The sequence below is a fragment of the Rhodococcus sp. NPDC056516 genome, from assembly GCF_042794655.1.
GTDB lineage: Bacteria > Actinomycetota > Actinomycetes > Mycobacteriales > Mycobacteriaceae > Rhodococcus_F.
Genome location: NZ_JBHTTG010000011.1, coordinates 56,219 through 70,876, shown reverse-complemented (window position 1 = coordinate 70,876; position 14,658 = coordinate 56,219). Strand labels below are relative to the sequence as shown.

The 14,658-nt window shown below is 61.2% G+C and carries 15 protein-coding genes and 1 riboswitch; of the genes, 12 read left to right on the top strand and 3 right to left on the bottom strand.

Translation table 11 applies throughout. The features are described from left to right. Positions 1 to 202 precede the first annotated feature (202 nt). On the top strand, positions 203 to 640 hold the full coding sequence (locus ACFQ6Y_RS28950; RefSeq protein WP_378640153.1) for a DUF488 domain-containing protein: 438 nt from the start codon (positions 203 to 205) through the stop codon (positions 638 to 640). Positions 641 to 663: 23 nt separating this feature from the next. Here the strand turns inward: ACFQ6Y_RS28950 and ACFQ6Y_RS28945 are convergent, their stop codons facing one another. Next, the gene (locus ACFQ6Y_RS28945; protein WP_378640150.1) at positions 664 to 2,202 is read right to left on the bottom strand and encodes an AMP-binding protein; all 1,539 of its coding nucleotides are present in this window, start codon (positions 2,200 to 2,202) and stop codon (positions 664 to 666) included. A 191-nt stretch (positions 2,203 to 2,393) separates the two neighbouring features. Here ACFQ6Y_RS28945 and ACFQ6Y_RS28940 point away from each other — a divergent pair, with 191 nt between their 5' ends. Continuing rightward, positions 2,394 to 3,212 (top strand): maleylpyruvate isomerase family mycothiol-dependent enzyme, encoded by an 819-nt coding sequence (locus tag ACFQ6Y_RS28940; RefSeq protein WP_378640148.1) that lies wholly within the window; start codon positions 2,394 to 2,396, stop codon positions 3,210 to 3,212. 43 nt (positions 3,213 to 3,255) lie between these two features. After that, a complete protein-coding gene (locus ACFQ6Y_RS28935) occupies positions 3,256 to 3,879 on the top strand; it encodes a Type 1 glutamine amidotransferase-like domain-containing protein (RefSeq protein ID WP_378640145.1) in 624 nt (207 codons plus the stop codon). Positions 3,880 to 3,905: 26 nt separating this feature from the next. On the opposite strand, the gene ACFQ6Y_RS28930 is transcribed toward ACFQ6Y_RS28935, so the two are convergent. Further along, complete coding sequence (locus ACFQ6Y_RS28930) at positions 3,906 to 4,232, bottom strand: hypothetical protein (RefSeq protein WP_003941297.1); 327 nt, start codon at positions 4,230 to 4,232, stop codon at positions 3,906 to 3,908. A 575-nt stretch (positions 4,233 to 4,807) separates the two neighbouring features. On the opposite strand from ACFQ6Y_RS28930, the gene ACFQ6Y_RS28925 reads away from it, so the two are divergent. Both ACFQ6Y_RS28925 and ACFQ6Y_RS28920 read left to right on the top strand, forming a co-directional pair. Further along, complete coding sequence (locus ACFQ6Y_RS28925) at positions 4,808 to 5,077, top strand: GNAT family N-acetyltransferase (RefSeq protein WP_007726096.1); 270 nt, start codon at positions 4,808 to 4,810, stop codon at positions 5,075 to 5,077. 182 nt (positions 5,078 to 5,259) lie between these two features. Then, positions 5,260 to 6,486: an MFS transporter gene (locus ACFQ6Y_RS28920; RefSeq protein ID WP_378549480.1), complete on the top strand. Its 1,227-nt coding sequence runs from the start codon at positions 5,260 to 5,262 to the stop codon at positions 6,484 to 6,486. On the opposite strand, the gene ACFQ6Y_RS28915 is transcribed toward ACFQ6Y_RS28920, so the two are convergent. Continuing rightward, positions 6,479 to 8,047 carry a carboxylesterase/lipase family protein gene (locus ACFQ6Y_RS28915; RefSeq protein WP_378640142.1) on the bottom strand — a complete coding sequence of 523 codons (1,569 nt, stop codon included), beginning with the start codon at positions 8,045 to 8,047 and terminating at the stop codon, positions 6,479 to 6,481. The two genes, ACFQ6Y_RS28920 and ACFQ6Y_RS28915, sit on opposite strands and share 8 nt — an antisense overlap. Before the next feature lie 130 nt (positions 8,048 to 8,177). Continuing rightward, positions 8,178 to 8,273, top strand: a riboswitch (TPP riboswitch). Here ACFQ6Y_RS28915 and ACFQ6Y_RS28910 point away from each other — a divergent pair. The 7 genes from ACFQ6Y_RS28910 to ACFQ6Y_RS28880 all read left to right on the top strand — a co-directional run bounded on the left by ACFQ6Y_RS28910 (position 8,261) and on the right by ACFQ6Y_RS28880 (position 14,654). After that, positions 8,261 to 9,004 (top strand): TenA family protein, encoded by a 744-nt coding sequence (locus ACFQ6Y_RS28910; protein WP_378640140.1) that lies wholly within the window; start codon positions 8,261 to 8,263, stop codon positions 9,002 to 9,004. Its footprint overlaps the riboswitch before it by 13 nt. Further along, positions 9,004 to 10,032: an ABC transporter substrate-binding protein gene (locus ACFQ6Y_RS28905; protein WP_378640138.1), complete on the top strand. Its 1,029-nt coding sequence runs from the start codon at positions 9,004 to 9,006 to the stop codon at positions 10,030 to 10,032. The genes ACFQ6Y_RS28910 and ACFQ6Y_RS28905 overlap by 1 nt, the downstream gene beginning before the upstream one ends. Beyond that, positions 10,010 to 10,813 (top strand): ABC transporter permease, encoded by an 804-nt coding sequence (locus ACFQ6Y_RS28900; RefSeq protein WP_378640137.1) that lies wholly within the window; start codon positions 10,010 to 10,012, stop codon positions 10,811 to 10,813. Before ACFQ6Y_RS28905 ends, ACFQ6Y_RS28900 begins: the two co-directional genes overlap by 23 nt. Continuing rightward, positions 10,810 to 11,601: an ABC transporter ATP-binding protein gene (locus tag ACFQ6Y_RS28895; protein WP_378640135.1), complete on the top strand. Its 792-nt coding sequence runs from the start codon at positions 10,810 to 10,812 to the stop codon at positions 11,599 to 11,601. Before ACFQ6Y_RS28900 ends, ACFQ6Y_RS28895 begins: the two co-directional genes overlap by 4 nt. Before the next feature lie 288 nt (positions 11,602 to 11,889). After that, entirely contained in the window at positions 11,890 to 12,447 is a 558-nt protein-coding gene (locus ACFQ6Y_RS28890) for a LysM peptidoglycan-binding domain-containing protein (RefSeq protein ID WP_378539397.1), read from the top strand. A gap of 165 nt (positions 12,448 to 12,612) precedes the next feature. Further along, positions 12,613 to 13,095, top strand: coding sequence for a hypothetical protein (locus tag ACFQ6Y_RS28885; RefSeq protein ID WP_378640133.1), 483 nt, complete (start codon positions 12,613 to 12,615; stop codon positions 13,093 to 13,095). Between the two features lie 212 nt (positions 13,096 to 13,307). Beyond that, the gene (locus tag ACFQ6Y_RS28880; RefSeq protein WP_378640131.1) at positions 13,308 to 14,654 is read left to right on the top strand and encodes a hypothetical protein; all 1,347 of its coding nucleotides are present in this window, start codon (positions 13,308 to 13,310) and stop codon (positions 14,652 to 14,654) included. Positions 14,655 to 14,658 lie beyond the last annotated feature (4 nt).

Sequence of the window (14,658 nt, the reverse complement as noted above, 5' to 3'; positions counted from 1 at the left end):
TTTCCATTACCTTCTGCGGTTGGTGGTTCGCCTGCTGCGACGAGCGGCAACCAGCATGTGATGAGCGGAAGATGACCCGCTTTTGGGTGAATGGTGACTGATAGTAGCCAGAGTTACCGCGGCGTAGGGAAACCGACGACGCACTTTCTCCATCTGAATCGAGTCCGAACAGTATGTTTGGACATACCCGGAGAAGCCTACTGTGAGGCCGATCACACTCGAATGGCGGGCTATTCCACTATTTGAAACGGCCGAAAGACGTAAAGGCACCACAATGGCGCGCCGAATCATCACCGTCGAGCGAGTTTACGAACCTGCTTCCGAATGTAACGCCGTCCGCCTCCTCGTCGACCGACTCTGGCCACGCGGCGTCAAACGCGAAAACCTGCAGTACGACGACTGGCCGAAGGACTTGGCACCCTCCCCTGAATTGCGAAAATGGTACGGCCACGACCACACCCGTTTCGACGCATTCAAAAGCAGATACATCGACGAATTAGATGCATCTCCAGTTCGCGAATACGTCCAACGCATCGCACCGACATCGGATGCTCGACCCGTTGTCCTGCTGACAGCAAGCAAGGACCTGCCATACAGCCATGCGCAGGTCCTTGCCTACTATCTTGCAGAAATACTCTGATGTCCTAGCATTTCGCCTGAGGGTCAATTGCTCACATATTGAGACCGCAACTTGTGCTTCACGAGTTTTCCTGTCGCGGTCCTAGGCAATTCGTCGGCAAAGTCAATGCTTCTCGGAGCTTTGAAATGTGCAACCTGGCTGCGGACGTATTCCAGCAATTCCTCGGCGACATGGGCGCTCGGCTCGATTCCCTCCGCAAGTTGGACAACCGCCTTGACCTGTTCACCCATTTCTTCATCGGGAACACCGATGACTGCCACGTCGAACACCTTCGGATGCAAGGTGAGGATGTTCTCGGACTCCTGCGGATAGATATTGACGCCGCCAGAGATAATCGTGAATGCCGCGCGATCGGTCAGATAAAGAAAGCGCTCGGAATCGACGTATCCGATATCTCCACTTGTCGTCCACGTCGGATGATCGGGATGCTGCGCGGCAGCCGTTTTCTCGGGATCGTTGTGGTAACGGAACGGCAGAGTCTCTCGTTCCCAGAACACGGTACCGATCTCGCCGACCGGAAGATCGCGCCCACCGTCGTCACAGATGTGCACGATCCCCATCACGCCGTCACGACCGACGGAACCCGGATGTGACAAGGCCTGCTCACTGTTGATGAAGGTGGCTCCCGACCCCTCGGTCGAGGCGTAGTACTCGTGAATCACCGGCCCCCACCAGTCGATCATTGCCGTCTTCACTTCGGGCGGGCAAGGAGCAGCAGCGTGAATTGCGACTTTGACCGTCGAGACGTCGTAACGATCGCGGATCTCCTTGGGAAGTTTCAGCATTCGAACGAACATCGTCGGCACCCACTGACTGTGCGTCACAGCGTATTTACCGATCAATTCCAGCGCAGTCTCGGCTTCGAAGGCATCCATCAAGATCACGGTTCCGCCGACCGAATTGATCACGCCGCAAAAGCGCAGGGGCGCCGCATGATAGACCGGCGCCGGGCACAAATAGACTGTGTCGGAATCGAACCCGTACATCGGCGCAAATACCGCTGTGTACGGATCCATGGTGGTGTCCACCTCACCCTCCGGAAGATCTCCCTTGATCCCCTTGGGCCTGCCGGTGGTTCCGGACGAGTACAGCATGTCCGCCCCACGTGGCTGCGAGTCGAGTGGATCGGCGGACTGAGCGTCGATCGCCTCCTCGTAGTCGTCGAAACCGTCGAGAGTGTCGCCGTACACCAATCGATGACGAACGCGTGGAATCAGCTTCTCGTCCAACGGAACTGCTGCCGACGCCTGCCCTGACGCGACCAGAATTGTCGCCTCGCAGTCGTCGACGATGTAGGCAGCCTCCGAAGCGGTGAGATGCCAGTTCACCGCAGTGATGTACAGACCTGACCTCAACGCCGCCCAATAGACCTCGAACGCCCGCAGATCGTTGTTCGAGATGAGAGCGACGTGGTCCCCTGGCTTGGCACCGACGCTTCGGAAGTACCGCGCCAGCCGCGTCGACCGTTCGTCGAGTTCCCGATAGGTGATGGACTCACCCGTCGCCGGGCGAATGACGGCGGGCTTGTCCGGCGTGGACTGGACAAAATTTCCTGGAAACACGAAGACTCCTCTGTCGGTGACGACAACGCCGCGTGAGCCTGCTTCGGCGTCGACAATCCTGGTCTACCACAGGAACTCTGCCTCCCTCGGATGTTTGGCGACACCGACTCGAAGCCTGGGAATCCCCGCTCACTTATCCGCCGCGACATACAGTGAGGAGAACCGCACCGTCCGAAACAGGAGATGTCCACATGAGTGGTTGGCCCCAGGACTCAGTAGTCGACGCATTGACCGAGGAATGGAGTGTCATCGACGCACTGCTTGCCGAACTCGACGGCGATCAGTGGTTGGCTCCGTCGAACCTACCGGGGTGGACGGTTCACGACATCGTGTCCCACCTGATCGGTACGGAATCACTGCTCGCGGGCATCAATCCGCCGTCGATCAATCTGGACGTGCACGCATTGCCCCACGTCCACAACGAGATTGCGGCGTTCAACGAGCGCTGGGTCGAAGGCCTGAGGCGGACACCGCACGCTGACTTGCTGGCCCGATATCGCGACATCACCGCCGAGCGAACCGAAGCGTTGCGCTCGATGACCAGCGCGGACTGGGACGCCGACACACAAACACCGGTCGGTCTTGCGCCCTATGGCCGGTTCATGCGTATTCGGACCTTCGACTGTTGGATGCACGAACTCGACATCAGAGATGCAGTTGGCATTCCGGGCGAAGAAGGCGGATTGCGCGCGGAGACTGCATTCGGCGAAATCACCAGCGCGCTCGGATTCGTCGTCGGAAAACGAGGAAAGGCTCCAGAGGGAGCACGGATCACTTTCGAACTCGAAGGGCCCCTTGCTCGTTCACTTCACGTCTCGGTCGACGCGCGCGCATCACTCGTCGAGGAACTGGACAGTCCGGCGACAACGACCATCACGATGAGCTCACCGCTCTTCACCCGAATTGCCGGTGGCCGCGTCCACGCGTCGGATCATCGAACCGACATCTCGCTTCGCGGTGACACCACGGTCGGCACACGCGTCGTCGACAATTTGGCGTTCACGATTTGAGGATTCAGCGCGAAGTTCGAGTAGGTCGCGAAGGTGCTGAGAAGTGAAGCTGTTTCTCGCGTCCTACCGATTCGGCGATCACGCCGAGGCTTTTGTCGATCTTGTAGGCCGCGGCGCTCGCATAGCGGTAATCGCCGCGGCTGCTGATTCATGGCCGCTCAATGCCCGCAGTTCGGCAGTCACCAGCGAATTGACCCCATTACGAGCAGCGGGCTTCACAGCGGAGGAAGTGGACGTCCGTGATTTCCTGGGTGCACCGGAAGCACTCGAAGTCCGGCTTCGTGAATTCGACTGCCTGTGGGTCCGCGGCGGAAATACGTTCGTCCTGCGTGCACAGTTAGCCCGAAGCGGCGCAGATCGGGTCATCGAGATGTTGGTTCGTTCCGGTGCTGTGGCCTATGCGGGATACAGTGCGGGAGCGTGCCTCGTGACTCCGACTCTGATCGGGCTGGACGCGTCGGACGACCCCGCTGAAGTCATGCCTACGTGCGGTATCGACCCGATCTGGTCCGGGCTCGCGCTCGTCGACTTCGCGATAGTGCCGCACGGCGGCGATTCGTTACTCGAAGATCCCCAGATAACCGCTCGGACGGTTGCGGCGCTGACCACTGCGGGCGCGCAATTCACCGTGCTCACCGATCAGGACGCGGTTCTAGTCGACGATTGAGCCGTCGACTAGATCACAGCTGAGCGTCAGCCGTGCTCTGCCACCGCGGTTCCGGCCGCCGGCGACTGACGCTCGAGCCTCGTCCACGCAATCTCCCAGCGCTTGACCGAGACCTCGTCGGCGTCCTCGAGTAGAGCGTCGAGGAGCAAGCGTGGATTCTCTCGCCATGCAAGCTCAGCGGCGTGGACCTCTGCAGCGGAGAACAATCCGGAAGCCTCGAGATCGCGAATCCACTCGCAGATCTCACCCCGGTGAATCCGAGCGATGGTCTCGTATCCCAGACCTTCGTCAAGGAAGTCGTACGAAAAAATTGCGGCAAAGTAACTGTTCGACTCACGCTGCCCGAAAATCATGTGCGTTCCTTCCTCGAAGTTGTCCGACGAAGACTCGAAATCGAACCGTTGTTGCGCCGCGCCAAAAGTTCTTCCGGCGAAGGTGTAACGCTTCTTCTATCCCCGACGATTCAAACGCTAACCCCCCGAGCGGGTCTTTGGGATCACGTCCAAGAAACGATCTGATGACCAAGGCAATACCCATGGGGTTTTCGGCACCTTGCACCTATCACCGACACGCGATCAGCGCGCCGCTGACCTGCAAATTGCCCGGTTCAGGCCCTCTTCTTAAAGCATCCGAACAGACGACAAAAAAGTTTGTGACACATCCCACATATTGGGATGTTTACGATCGCAATGCATATGTATCACCGGATGTGGGCATGAAAGCACGGACAAATCGGCACGTACAGACCAGTTTTGTTCGTTCTCCGTGGCGACGAAGGTCCCTTGAACGGTCGTCCAGTTGTAGTTGCGCTAAGTAACGGATCCCACGTCAGCGAATGATATTGCGGGCGGCCTGCCAGGTAGCGTGCTCCAGAGAACGCAGACGCGGCGCGGCGCAGCCGGCCGCCCTTTCGAAACGGAGCCCGAAGATGACCGAGACAGTGGCGCACAATCCCGCGGAAACGCGTTTCGAGATCCGAGTCGACGGCGAACTCGCCGGTTTTGCCGAGTACTCGGACCATTCCGGCGTCCGTGATTTCCACCACACGGTGACCTATCCGCAGTTTCGTGGGCGCGGGCTTGCCGCCATCGTTGTGCGTGAAGCGCTCGATCAGACCCGGAACGAGGGATTGAAGATCCTTCCGACGTGCTCGTACGTCGAGAAGTTTGTTGCAGAGAACCCCGTTTACCAGGCATAACCGAACGAAGACGATCCGCGAAAAATCACTCGCGGACCTGCAGACTCCGCTGCTAGCGTCGATGGTGCCGTCGTCGAACTCGTCGAAATCCGAGTCGAAACCCTGGTCGGCACCATCTCGGGGAAGGAAAGAACGTGGTCGCCTCAGCAGATCGGCGTCCACCTACATCCTCGGACGTAGCTATTCCCAGCTATCTCCCTCTCGTACTGGTCAATCTCGCGACGCTGTTCTCGGCGATCGGCAACGGTATCGCTATCGTCGTGCTCCCCTGGCTGGTCCTCGAACGAACGGGCAGGGCCACCGACGCGGCGATAGTGGCCGGCGCAGCAGCCATTCCGCTACTCGTATCGAGCTTGTTCTCGGGGACATTCGTCGACAAGTTCGGACGTCGTCGTACCTCGATGATTTCCGACGCACTCTCCGCGATGTCGGTAGCAACGATTCCGATCATCGCGGCCACTGCCGACCTGACCATCCCGGTGATCGCGGCGTTGGCCGCGCTCGGCGCCGTGTTCGACCCCGCCGGAATGGCGGCGCGGGAGTCGATGCTGCCCGCCGCAACTCGGGCCGCCAAGTGGAAACTCGATCGAACCAACAGTGTGTACGAGGCCAACTTCAATGTCGCGTACCTGATCGGCCCTGGCATCGGCGGTGTCCTGATCGCAACGATCGGAGCGGTGAACACGCTCTGGGTGACGGCGGCAGGCTTTGTGTTCTCGATAGTCGTGGTCGCCTTCATCCGGCTTCCCGGGGCCGGGGTGCCCGAACACGAACATCGGCCGAAATCGATCTGGCACGGCACCCTCGACGGTCTTCGGTTCGTCTGGAACAACAAACTGCTCCGCACTCTGGCTCTGATCGACATGGCCGTCGTCGCGCTCTACATGCCGGTGGAGAGCGTCGTGTTCCCGGTGTACTTCACCGAGTTGGATCAACCTGCCCAACTCGGATCGGTGCTGATGGCTTTGGCGATCGGCGGCATCATCGGCTCTCTCGCCTATGCCCCACTCGCACCGATCATGTCCCGACGCCTGATCATGATTTTTGCGGTCGCCGTTCTCGGCATCGCAATGCTCGCGATGGCGCTCCTCCCCCCGCTCTGGGTGATCCTCGTACTCGCCGGGCTACAGGGTCTCGTCTACGGACCGGTCGGACCGATCGCCAACTACGCCATGCAGACGCACAGCCCGGAGCACATGCGCGGACGCGTCGTCGGTGTCATGACGTCGACGGCCTACGCCGCCGGCCCGCTGGGCTACCTCGCAGTCGGCCCTCTGCTCGATCAACTCGGAATCGCGTCGACCTTTGTGGCCCTGTCGATTCCGATCATCCTGATCGCCGCCGTCTGTGCTTCCCTGCCGGTGCTACGCGAACTGGATCGTCCGCGGCACTCGACCGACGTCAGTTGAACCCCATCACGTCGTTGCCCCAGGCGACGCGCAGTCCGTGATCGGGGTCGCTGACGAGGGTGTCAGTCGAGTCGATCAACAGCGTCGACCGTTTCTCTTCCTCGTACGGCGCCCAGTGTTTCGAACCGTCGAGAGCTGCCGGCACGGCATGCCTGGCGAAGGCCAGCCATCGCCGTTGAATACGCCCGGCTACCTCCATTGCGGCCCTACGTCCGCCGAGCCAGAACGTGGGATCGACGTTCAGGGTTCCGAAATTACCGAATACATAAGGTAATTCGGTCGCGTGGCCCGCGCCGATCCGTGCCGCTTTGAGCATCGGCGTCGCGTGATCGAAGCGGTAGACCCAGGTGGGGGAATGCCTGCAGTGAGCGTCGGCAATCCACAGGGTCGGCATGCGAAACGCCGCGTCCCGTGAGAGTGCCAGCGCGCCACTCGGTTTCGCGTGGTCGGGGTAGGCCGACATGATCTCGGCCAGTTTGGTCGCGGAGATATCGGGGTGATCATCGGCCAGTAATTGCAGCATGGCCTCGACGGACTGCGCGCTCACCGGCATCAGCGGCGACTTCATGAACTTGAAGATCGACGCCTCGTCCTTGTTGGAACCGATGATCAGCGGGATTCGGTGCGCATAACCCTTCTGGAAAGCCGCAACCGGGTAGTGCGGCACCAGATCGCGATCGACGACGGGTGCCATCGCCAAAGTTCCCGGAATCCGGGTCGGGATTTCGTTGACCAGGTCATCGCTTGCCTTGACGAGCAGTTCGAGATCCGTGGTCAGCAGATCGCCCGCATCTTCGGGCTCGATCGAGAGCAGTTCGAGAAACCGCTCCGCCACGGTCTTGGCGCGCTCGGCCCCGTAGACGGAGGTCGCGGGCGGACTTTGAGCGATCGCGCGGTGGAACAGACCTTCGGCGCTGGGACAGGTCATGAGCGTCGTGATGGATCCTGCGCCGGAGGACTCACCGAAGACGGTCACTGCTCCCGGATCACCACCAAAGGCGTCGATGTTGTCTCGAACCCACTCGAGTGCCGCAATCTGGTCTCGCAGACCACAGTTCGATTCGAAAACGGTATCCGCGGTGGAGAATCCGGACAGGTCCAGGAATCCGAGGGCACCGACGCGATAGTTGAAGGAGACGAGAACAACGTCTCCGGTTTCAGCCAGATGACGGCCGTCGTAGATTGTTTGCGCGGCGGACCCGAGGCAGTAAGCACCGCCGTGAATCCACACCATCACCGGTCGCGGCGTTCCGTCGGGGCGCGGGGCCCACACGTTGATCGACAGACAGTCCTCGTCGATCTTGAAAGCACGGTCGATCGGAACCGCCGGACTCTGCCCTTGCGGCGCGATCGGCCCGAACTCACGACAGTCGCGCACCCCGTCCCACGGCCCTGCGGGTTGCGGCGCGCGGAATCTCCGCTCACCCACCGGCGCTGCTGCGTAGGGCATGCCCTTCCACGCGAACACTCCGCCATCCGGATATCCCCGGGCTTCTCCGCCTCGGGCACGGATCACGAGAGTTCCGTCCTCGCCAAGATTCGGTCGAACGTCGGTCTCCATGTCTGAATCCCCTCCCGACCCGCGCGTGTGGCAAACAAGACCAAACGTACCAACTTAAGGCCGGTGTGCGCCGATTACTCAACTGCCAGGTAGGCGCCGACGAAGGAGAGGCTCGGTGTTAAGGTCGCCTAGTTCTGACACGGGGTGCTCCGCATGGGCGGGGCTGAGAACACACCCGGGAACCTGATCAGGTAATGCTGACGAAGGGATGTCATGGCTACTACGCAGCCTGCATACAATTCTGCCGAAAACTCGGTGGCCACAGCGCCGTCGACGGATCGGTTCACCGATCGACTCTGGGCCGAGACGAAGGCACTCCGCGAGTCGATCGACTCGCTCGAGTTCCTCCGACGCCTCGGCGACGGAACACTGCCTCTCGACGCGTTCCGCACCTACATCGAGCAGGACAAGCTCTATCTCGAGGGATATTCGAAAGCGTTGTCCCTGGTCGCGGCGCACGCACCGGATCCGCAGTCCGCGGGCTTCTGGTCCAATTCCGCGTCCACGGCAGCGACAGTGGAATCTGCGCTTCACGACGGACTGCTCACCGGTGGAATTCTTCCCGCGGGATCGGGAAAACTGGAGCATTCGCAGGCCTGCCTGGGATACGTCTCGTATCTGACGGCGACTGCAGCAACCGCGCCTTACCCGGTCTCCGCAGCGGCGGTACTCCCCTGCTTCTGGATCTACGCCGAGGTCGGCCGCGATCTTGCCGCTTCAGCGCGCGAGGTGCTCGACGCCGATCCGTCACACCCGTACGCGCAGTGGGTCACAACCTACGACGCACCCGAATTTCACGAGTCTGTGGCGCAGGCTCGCGTACTGGTCGACGCGGCCGCTGAGGCAGCCACCGAGACAGAGCGTGAGGCGATGAGTGAAGCGTTCCGCATCGCCAGTCGCTACGAGCTTATGTTCTGGGATTCCGCACTCCACCAGCAGCCTTGGCCGGCGGCGTGATGTCGTTTGCGGCACTACGCCGCACCCTCGCCACCTCTGCCGCGATCGCAGCCGCATTCACAGTTCTGACCGGATGCGCCGCCGACACCGGCTCTTCCGACGGGACCATTCGGTTCGCACTCGACTGGACACCGAACACGAACCACACCGGTTTGTACGTTGCACTCCAAGAGGGCTACTTCGAAGACGCCGGTCTGGATGTCTCGATCCTGCCCTACAACAACACCTCTCCCGACACCCTGGTCGATGCCGGCAATGCGGAGTTCGGCATCAGCACACAGAGTCAGGCCACGTTCGCCCGTGCAGCCGGCGCCGCCACTACGTCCGTCATCGCGCCACTTCAGCACCGCGCCACCGGCATCGGAGTGAAGGCGGATCGTGCGGACATCACGCGCCCACGTGATCTCGACGGGAAGACGTACGCCGGGTTCGGTGATCCCGGCGAAGTCGAAACGCTGCAGCAGATCATCCGCAACGACGGCGGGACCGGGAACTTCACGACGGTCACGCTCGGAACTTCCGCGTACGAAGCCGTGTACTCGGGCCAGGCAGACTTCACCGTCTCCTACTTTGCTTGGGAAGGCCTCGAAGCGGAGCGAAACGGAACTCCGATGCGGTACTTCCAGTACACCGATTACGGCTTCCCCGATGCGTATTCGATCGTGATCAACGGCAACCAGCAGTGGTTGAAGGACCATCCCGACGAGGCACGCAAGTTCGTCAAAGCCGTTCAACGCGGATATCAGACTGCTGCCGACAACCCGGACCAGGCCGCGCAGGATCTCATCGACGCGAACCCCGGAGCTTTCACCGACGAAGACCTCGTGCGTGAGAGTCAGCGGATGCTCGCCGCCGACTACATGAAAGACGCCAACGGCGTCGTGGGCGCCCAGAATCTCGAAACCTGGTCGGGTTATTCGGGATTCCTCTTCGAGAACGGATTGCTCGCCGGACCCGACGGGAAGCCGTTGACCCAGAAGCCGGACTTCTCGGAGTACTTCACCAATGAGTATCTCGACGCGTCCTGACGTGAGCGGACGGTTGGTCTCGACCATGCGGCGGGCGCTTCCCGCGCTCGCCGTGGTGGTGCTCCTCGTGGCGGCGTGGCAGATCAACGTCGAGATCAGTGGGATTCGGCCGCAAGTACTTCCGTCTCCGGGGCGCGTTCTGTCCCAGGGGTGGGACAACCGCGAGATCATCTCCGGCCACGCCTGGTCGACATTGCAGGTCACGTTGGTCGGCTTCACTGTTTCATTGGTGTTGGCCTGGATTCTTGCTGTGGTCGTGGACTTTTCACCGTGGTTGTCACGGGCCCTGGTGCCGCTCTTCGTCGTCTCGCAGACGTTGCCGATCATTGCCATCGCGCCACTGATGATCATCTGGTTCGGCTTCGGGCTGTTGCCGAAGGTGTTGGTGATCGCCCTTGCGACGTTCTTCCCGATGACAATCGGACTCATCGAGGGATTTGCCGCGGCCGACCGGGAGGCGGGTGCTCTCCTGCGCAGCATGGGCAGCACTCGCTGGCAGGAGTTCCGCTACGTCCGCCTACCTTCGGCGATTCCGCGATTCTTCACTGCCCTACGTATCGGCATCACCTACGCGGTGGTGGGTGCCGTGTTCTCCGAATACGTCGGCGCTACTTCCGGTTTGGGCATCTACATGAGCACCCAGAAGAACTCCTTCCGCACCGACCTGGTCTTGGCGGCCGTACTGGTGACGGCATTGATCAGCGTCACGCTGTACTTGCTGACGTTCGCTGTGGAGCGCATCGTTGCACCATGGGCGATGAACGAAAGGTCACGAACATGACTGACCCCATGGTCGAAATCCAGGACCTGACCAAGAGGTTCGACACTGCCGGAGAATCGCGTCTCGTGCTCGATTCGGTGTCATTCTCCGCCGAATCCGGCGAATTCGTGTCAGTGATCGGGCCTAGCGGTTGCGGCAAGAGCACAATCTTCAACGTCCTTGCCGGGCTCGAATCTCCCACCTCCGGTTCGGTCCGTGTGGGCACGCGCGCACCAGAATCCGAAGCAGCCGCCGAGGTACACACCGCGTACATGCCGCAGAAGGATCTGCTGTTTCCCTGGCGCTCGGTCTTGGACAACACGGCCCTCGGTTTGGAAGTGCAGGGAGTCGCCAAGAAGGAAGCACGCGAGCGGGCTCGTGAGTTGTTCCCGGCATTCGGCCTGTCCGGATTCGAGGACGCTCGGCCGTCGCAGCTCTCGGGCGGTATGCGCCAGCGAGCGGCGATGCTGCGCACCGTTGTTCAGGGCAAACCTGTCCTGCTGCTCGACGAGCCGTTCGGCGCACTGGACTCGTTGACCCGCACCGAGATGCAGGCCTGGCTGCAAGACGTGTGGCAGCAGTACCGGTGGACCGTACTGATGATCACCCACGATATTCGTGAAGCGATCTATCTGTCCGACCGCGTGGTCGTTCTGTCTGCGCGTCCGGCCACGGTCAGGTGCGTCGTCGACGTTCCCTTGCCGAGGCCACGCGAGCTGGACATGATCACCACGCCCGAGTTCGCCGACGTCGAGCGTGAACTGCTTGCCGTTCTCCACGACGAGACGCGCAAGTCGCTACGCCCCTAGCGGTTACTGAAAATGCGCTGAGAGCGCGCCGATTTCACCTGCCGTTCAAGAGAAAGTGCATCGCGACGGTGCAACTTCGCGTAGGATGTCGCGGCACTTTCGCCCAAAACGCCTTAATATCAGCAAGATCCGAACGCTCGACACGCAGTCCGTCAACGCTGCACAATTCTCTGTACTCTTCGGTAACGTACACTCGGTCGCCTACGAGACCAACGGCCAGAAGGTAACTGGACGGTAAAGCGGAATCGTGGAGGCACAGTCATCGCAACAGATTTGGAAAGGGACAGCGTGAGCACACTGCAGTCAGGTCAGAGCCTCGGAGTCGGCCAGGAACTCAAGTCCGACAACGGCGCGTACACCCTCAGCTTGCAGGACGACGGCAACCTGGTCCTGTCCGAGGGTGGACAGGCTGTTTGGGCCGCAGGCACCAACGGATCCGGCGCCAACCGCGCCGAGGTGCAGGCTGACGGAAACTTCGTCATCTACAAGGACTCCGACGCCGTGTGGGCATCGCAGACCGCAGGCAACGACGGTGCCTCCCTCTCGGTTCAGGACGATCGCAACGTCGTTCTGTCCGCCGGTGGAAACGCTTTGTGGTCTTCGGACACCGCAATCGAGGCGCCGGCCGCCGAGGCTGCCCCCGAGCCCGCTCCGGCACCGGAGCCCGAGCCTGCGCCCGCCGCTCCGGCAGCGCAGAGCTACACCGTCGAAAGCGGCGACACCCTGTGGGCGATCGCAGAGCGCTTCTACGGTGACGGCAACCAGTACCAGCGCATCGCGGATGCAAACGGCATCCCGAACCCGGATCTCATCAACGCCGGTCAGGTACTGACGATCCCCGCCTGATTCACTGCTTGACCTGGCCCTGGGTGCCGACGTTCGCGTCGACCCCCAGGGCCTTTTGTGTTCTACGCCACACAGATTCGTGTCTCGCCCAGCAGGCCCTGATACTCCATTGCGGCATCTTTTCGCCTACAGTACTTCCGTACTGCTCCCGAAGGACAGGTGTGCATGAAAGACAGAACAGTCATGATCGGCGCTGTCGCAGTGGCCGCTCTCTCTCTGACATCAGGCCTCGTTTTCGGCGGAGCAGCCGGCGCATTCGGTGCCGGCGGCCCTGTGGTGAAGCCTCCCGCTCTGGTCTCCTCGGTTTCCGTGGAGTCCGTCGCCGGGATCGAACCGGCCGCGTTCTACAGCTCGGTGGCAGTTCCTACCGTTGTCATTCCGCCGACGCCGACCTGGCGAATCGCCGACGAGACGACTGCTCCTCGCAATCAGCCGCTGGTGGTGACCGCGACAAGCACGAGTTCTGCCACCTCGACTACTACTGCAACGAGCACGACAACACCGGTCTCGTCCACGACCTCCGCGTCGGCCACCGCGACCACAACACCGACCGCGACAGCCACGACTACCAAGACCAGCACCACCCCAGTGGTCACGACCGGGTCCACGCCGCCCGTCGTCGAAGTCTCGCCCGTTCTCGCCGGATAGTTCTCGCTCATTCGCTCGCGTATTACCTGGCGTGACGGCGGTTACAGGAGCACTTCAGTCGCCGATCCCGAATACGCGGTCTACCTGCGGCGACCTTCCTCGTCCGCACGGCCTGTGACCCGCTGCAATCCGGTCGACCGGAAAAGGACAGCAGCATTGTCGGAGCCTCGCGTTACCGTATAGGTCTGAGCTTTTGCGGAAGGAGGTGGCTGATGAGCGCAATGGGCTTCGATCTCGATGTCAGTGTCGACCGGGCATGGGCAGAATTTCAACGTCGCCTCGGCGATCACATTTCCATCATGGTCGACGGCGACGTGCTTGCCGTGGAATCGTCCACCGGCGACTTCGATCCAGCTGACGGCGCAGCGCCATGCGTTCAGTTCCTCGTGTGGGACAAGAACACAGTCCGCTGCGAGGTTCCTTCCAACGACTTCCTTCATCCGCGCTATCGACTCGAAGACGCCGATGAACAAAAGTTGATCGCACTGGGATGGAACCCACCGTCCGAGAATCTCGAGGATCCGAACAACTCCCCCGCCTTCTGCGTCGACAAGGCACAGAACTGGGCCGATCAGCTCGCAGCGATGACAGTCGCCGCCTTCCGTGACGTATTCGGTGTGCAGCACCCGGCCTTCCTCGCCAGCGATCTCACCGGCAACGAGCAGACTCCGGATTTCGATCCGTCGGTTGTCGAGTCGACAGAACTTCCGACACTCGACCCCACCGCGGCGTACATGCCCACCGATATCGACCATCTCAAGGAGTTGGTCACTCTCGCATTGATTCCTATGCTCGGCACTCTTCCCGAGCGGGACAGCGACGGGGACATACCAATTCGTGTCGGCTCGACCGTCATGTTCGTGGGTCCGCTGTCCGAGTCCATGGACGTGCAGTTGTTCTCGCCGCTCGTTCAGGACATCAGCAACCGCACCCGCGCAGCCGAGGTCATCGCCGATCTCAACCGCAAATGGTCACGCATCAAGTTCGTCTTGATCGACGACCGTTTGTCGGTGTTCCTCGAGGTAGCGGGTTCACCATTCGTTCCGAAGCAACTGACGGATACGTGCGCGGCCTTGACGTCCTTCCTGCGCACCGTGGACGACGAATTCGCCGCACGTGTCGGCGGAGACCTCTTCTTCGCGAACAAGAACGGTGATTCTTCCTCGCTACAGCCCGATCTGACGGCCGAGGACCTGCCTCCCGAACTCGAGACCCTACTGCACCTCGATCTGGATGTGGCCGAGGATCTCGATGCGGTGGCGGATGTCTGCGGTCGCGATCGCGATCTGATTCTTCAGCTCCTCCACATCAGTAACGAATGGCAGATTCAGCTGCGTAGTCAGGCCGTCGACGCCCACAGTCGCGGGGACGCCGAAGAGGCTGCGGGCTACGAGGATCAGGTCGGTGGGTGGGAACTCATGGTCGACCGCCTGCGCGGGGCTTTGCGACTGGTAGTCCTGCCCAATTCTCGAACCGAAACACCGGCGAAGCCGCAACCTGAGCAGATGGGCCTGTTCGCCGATCCCTTGCAGCAGAGCCTCTTCGACGATCCGTCCTGAGACG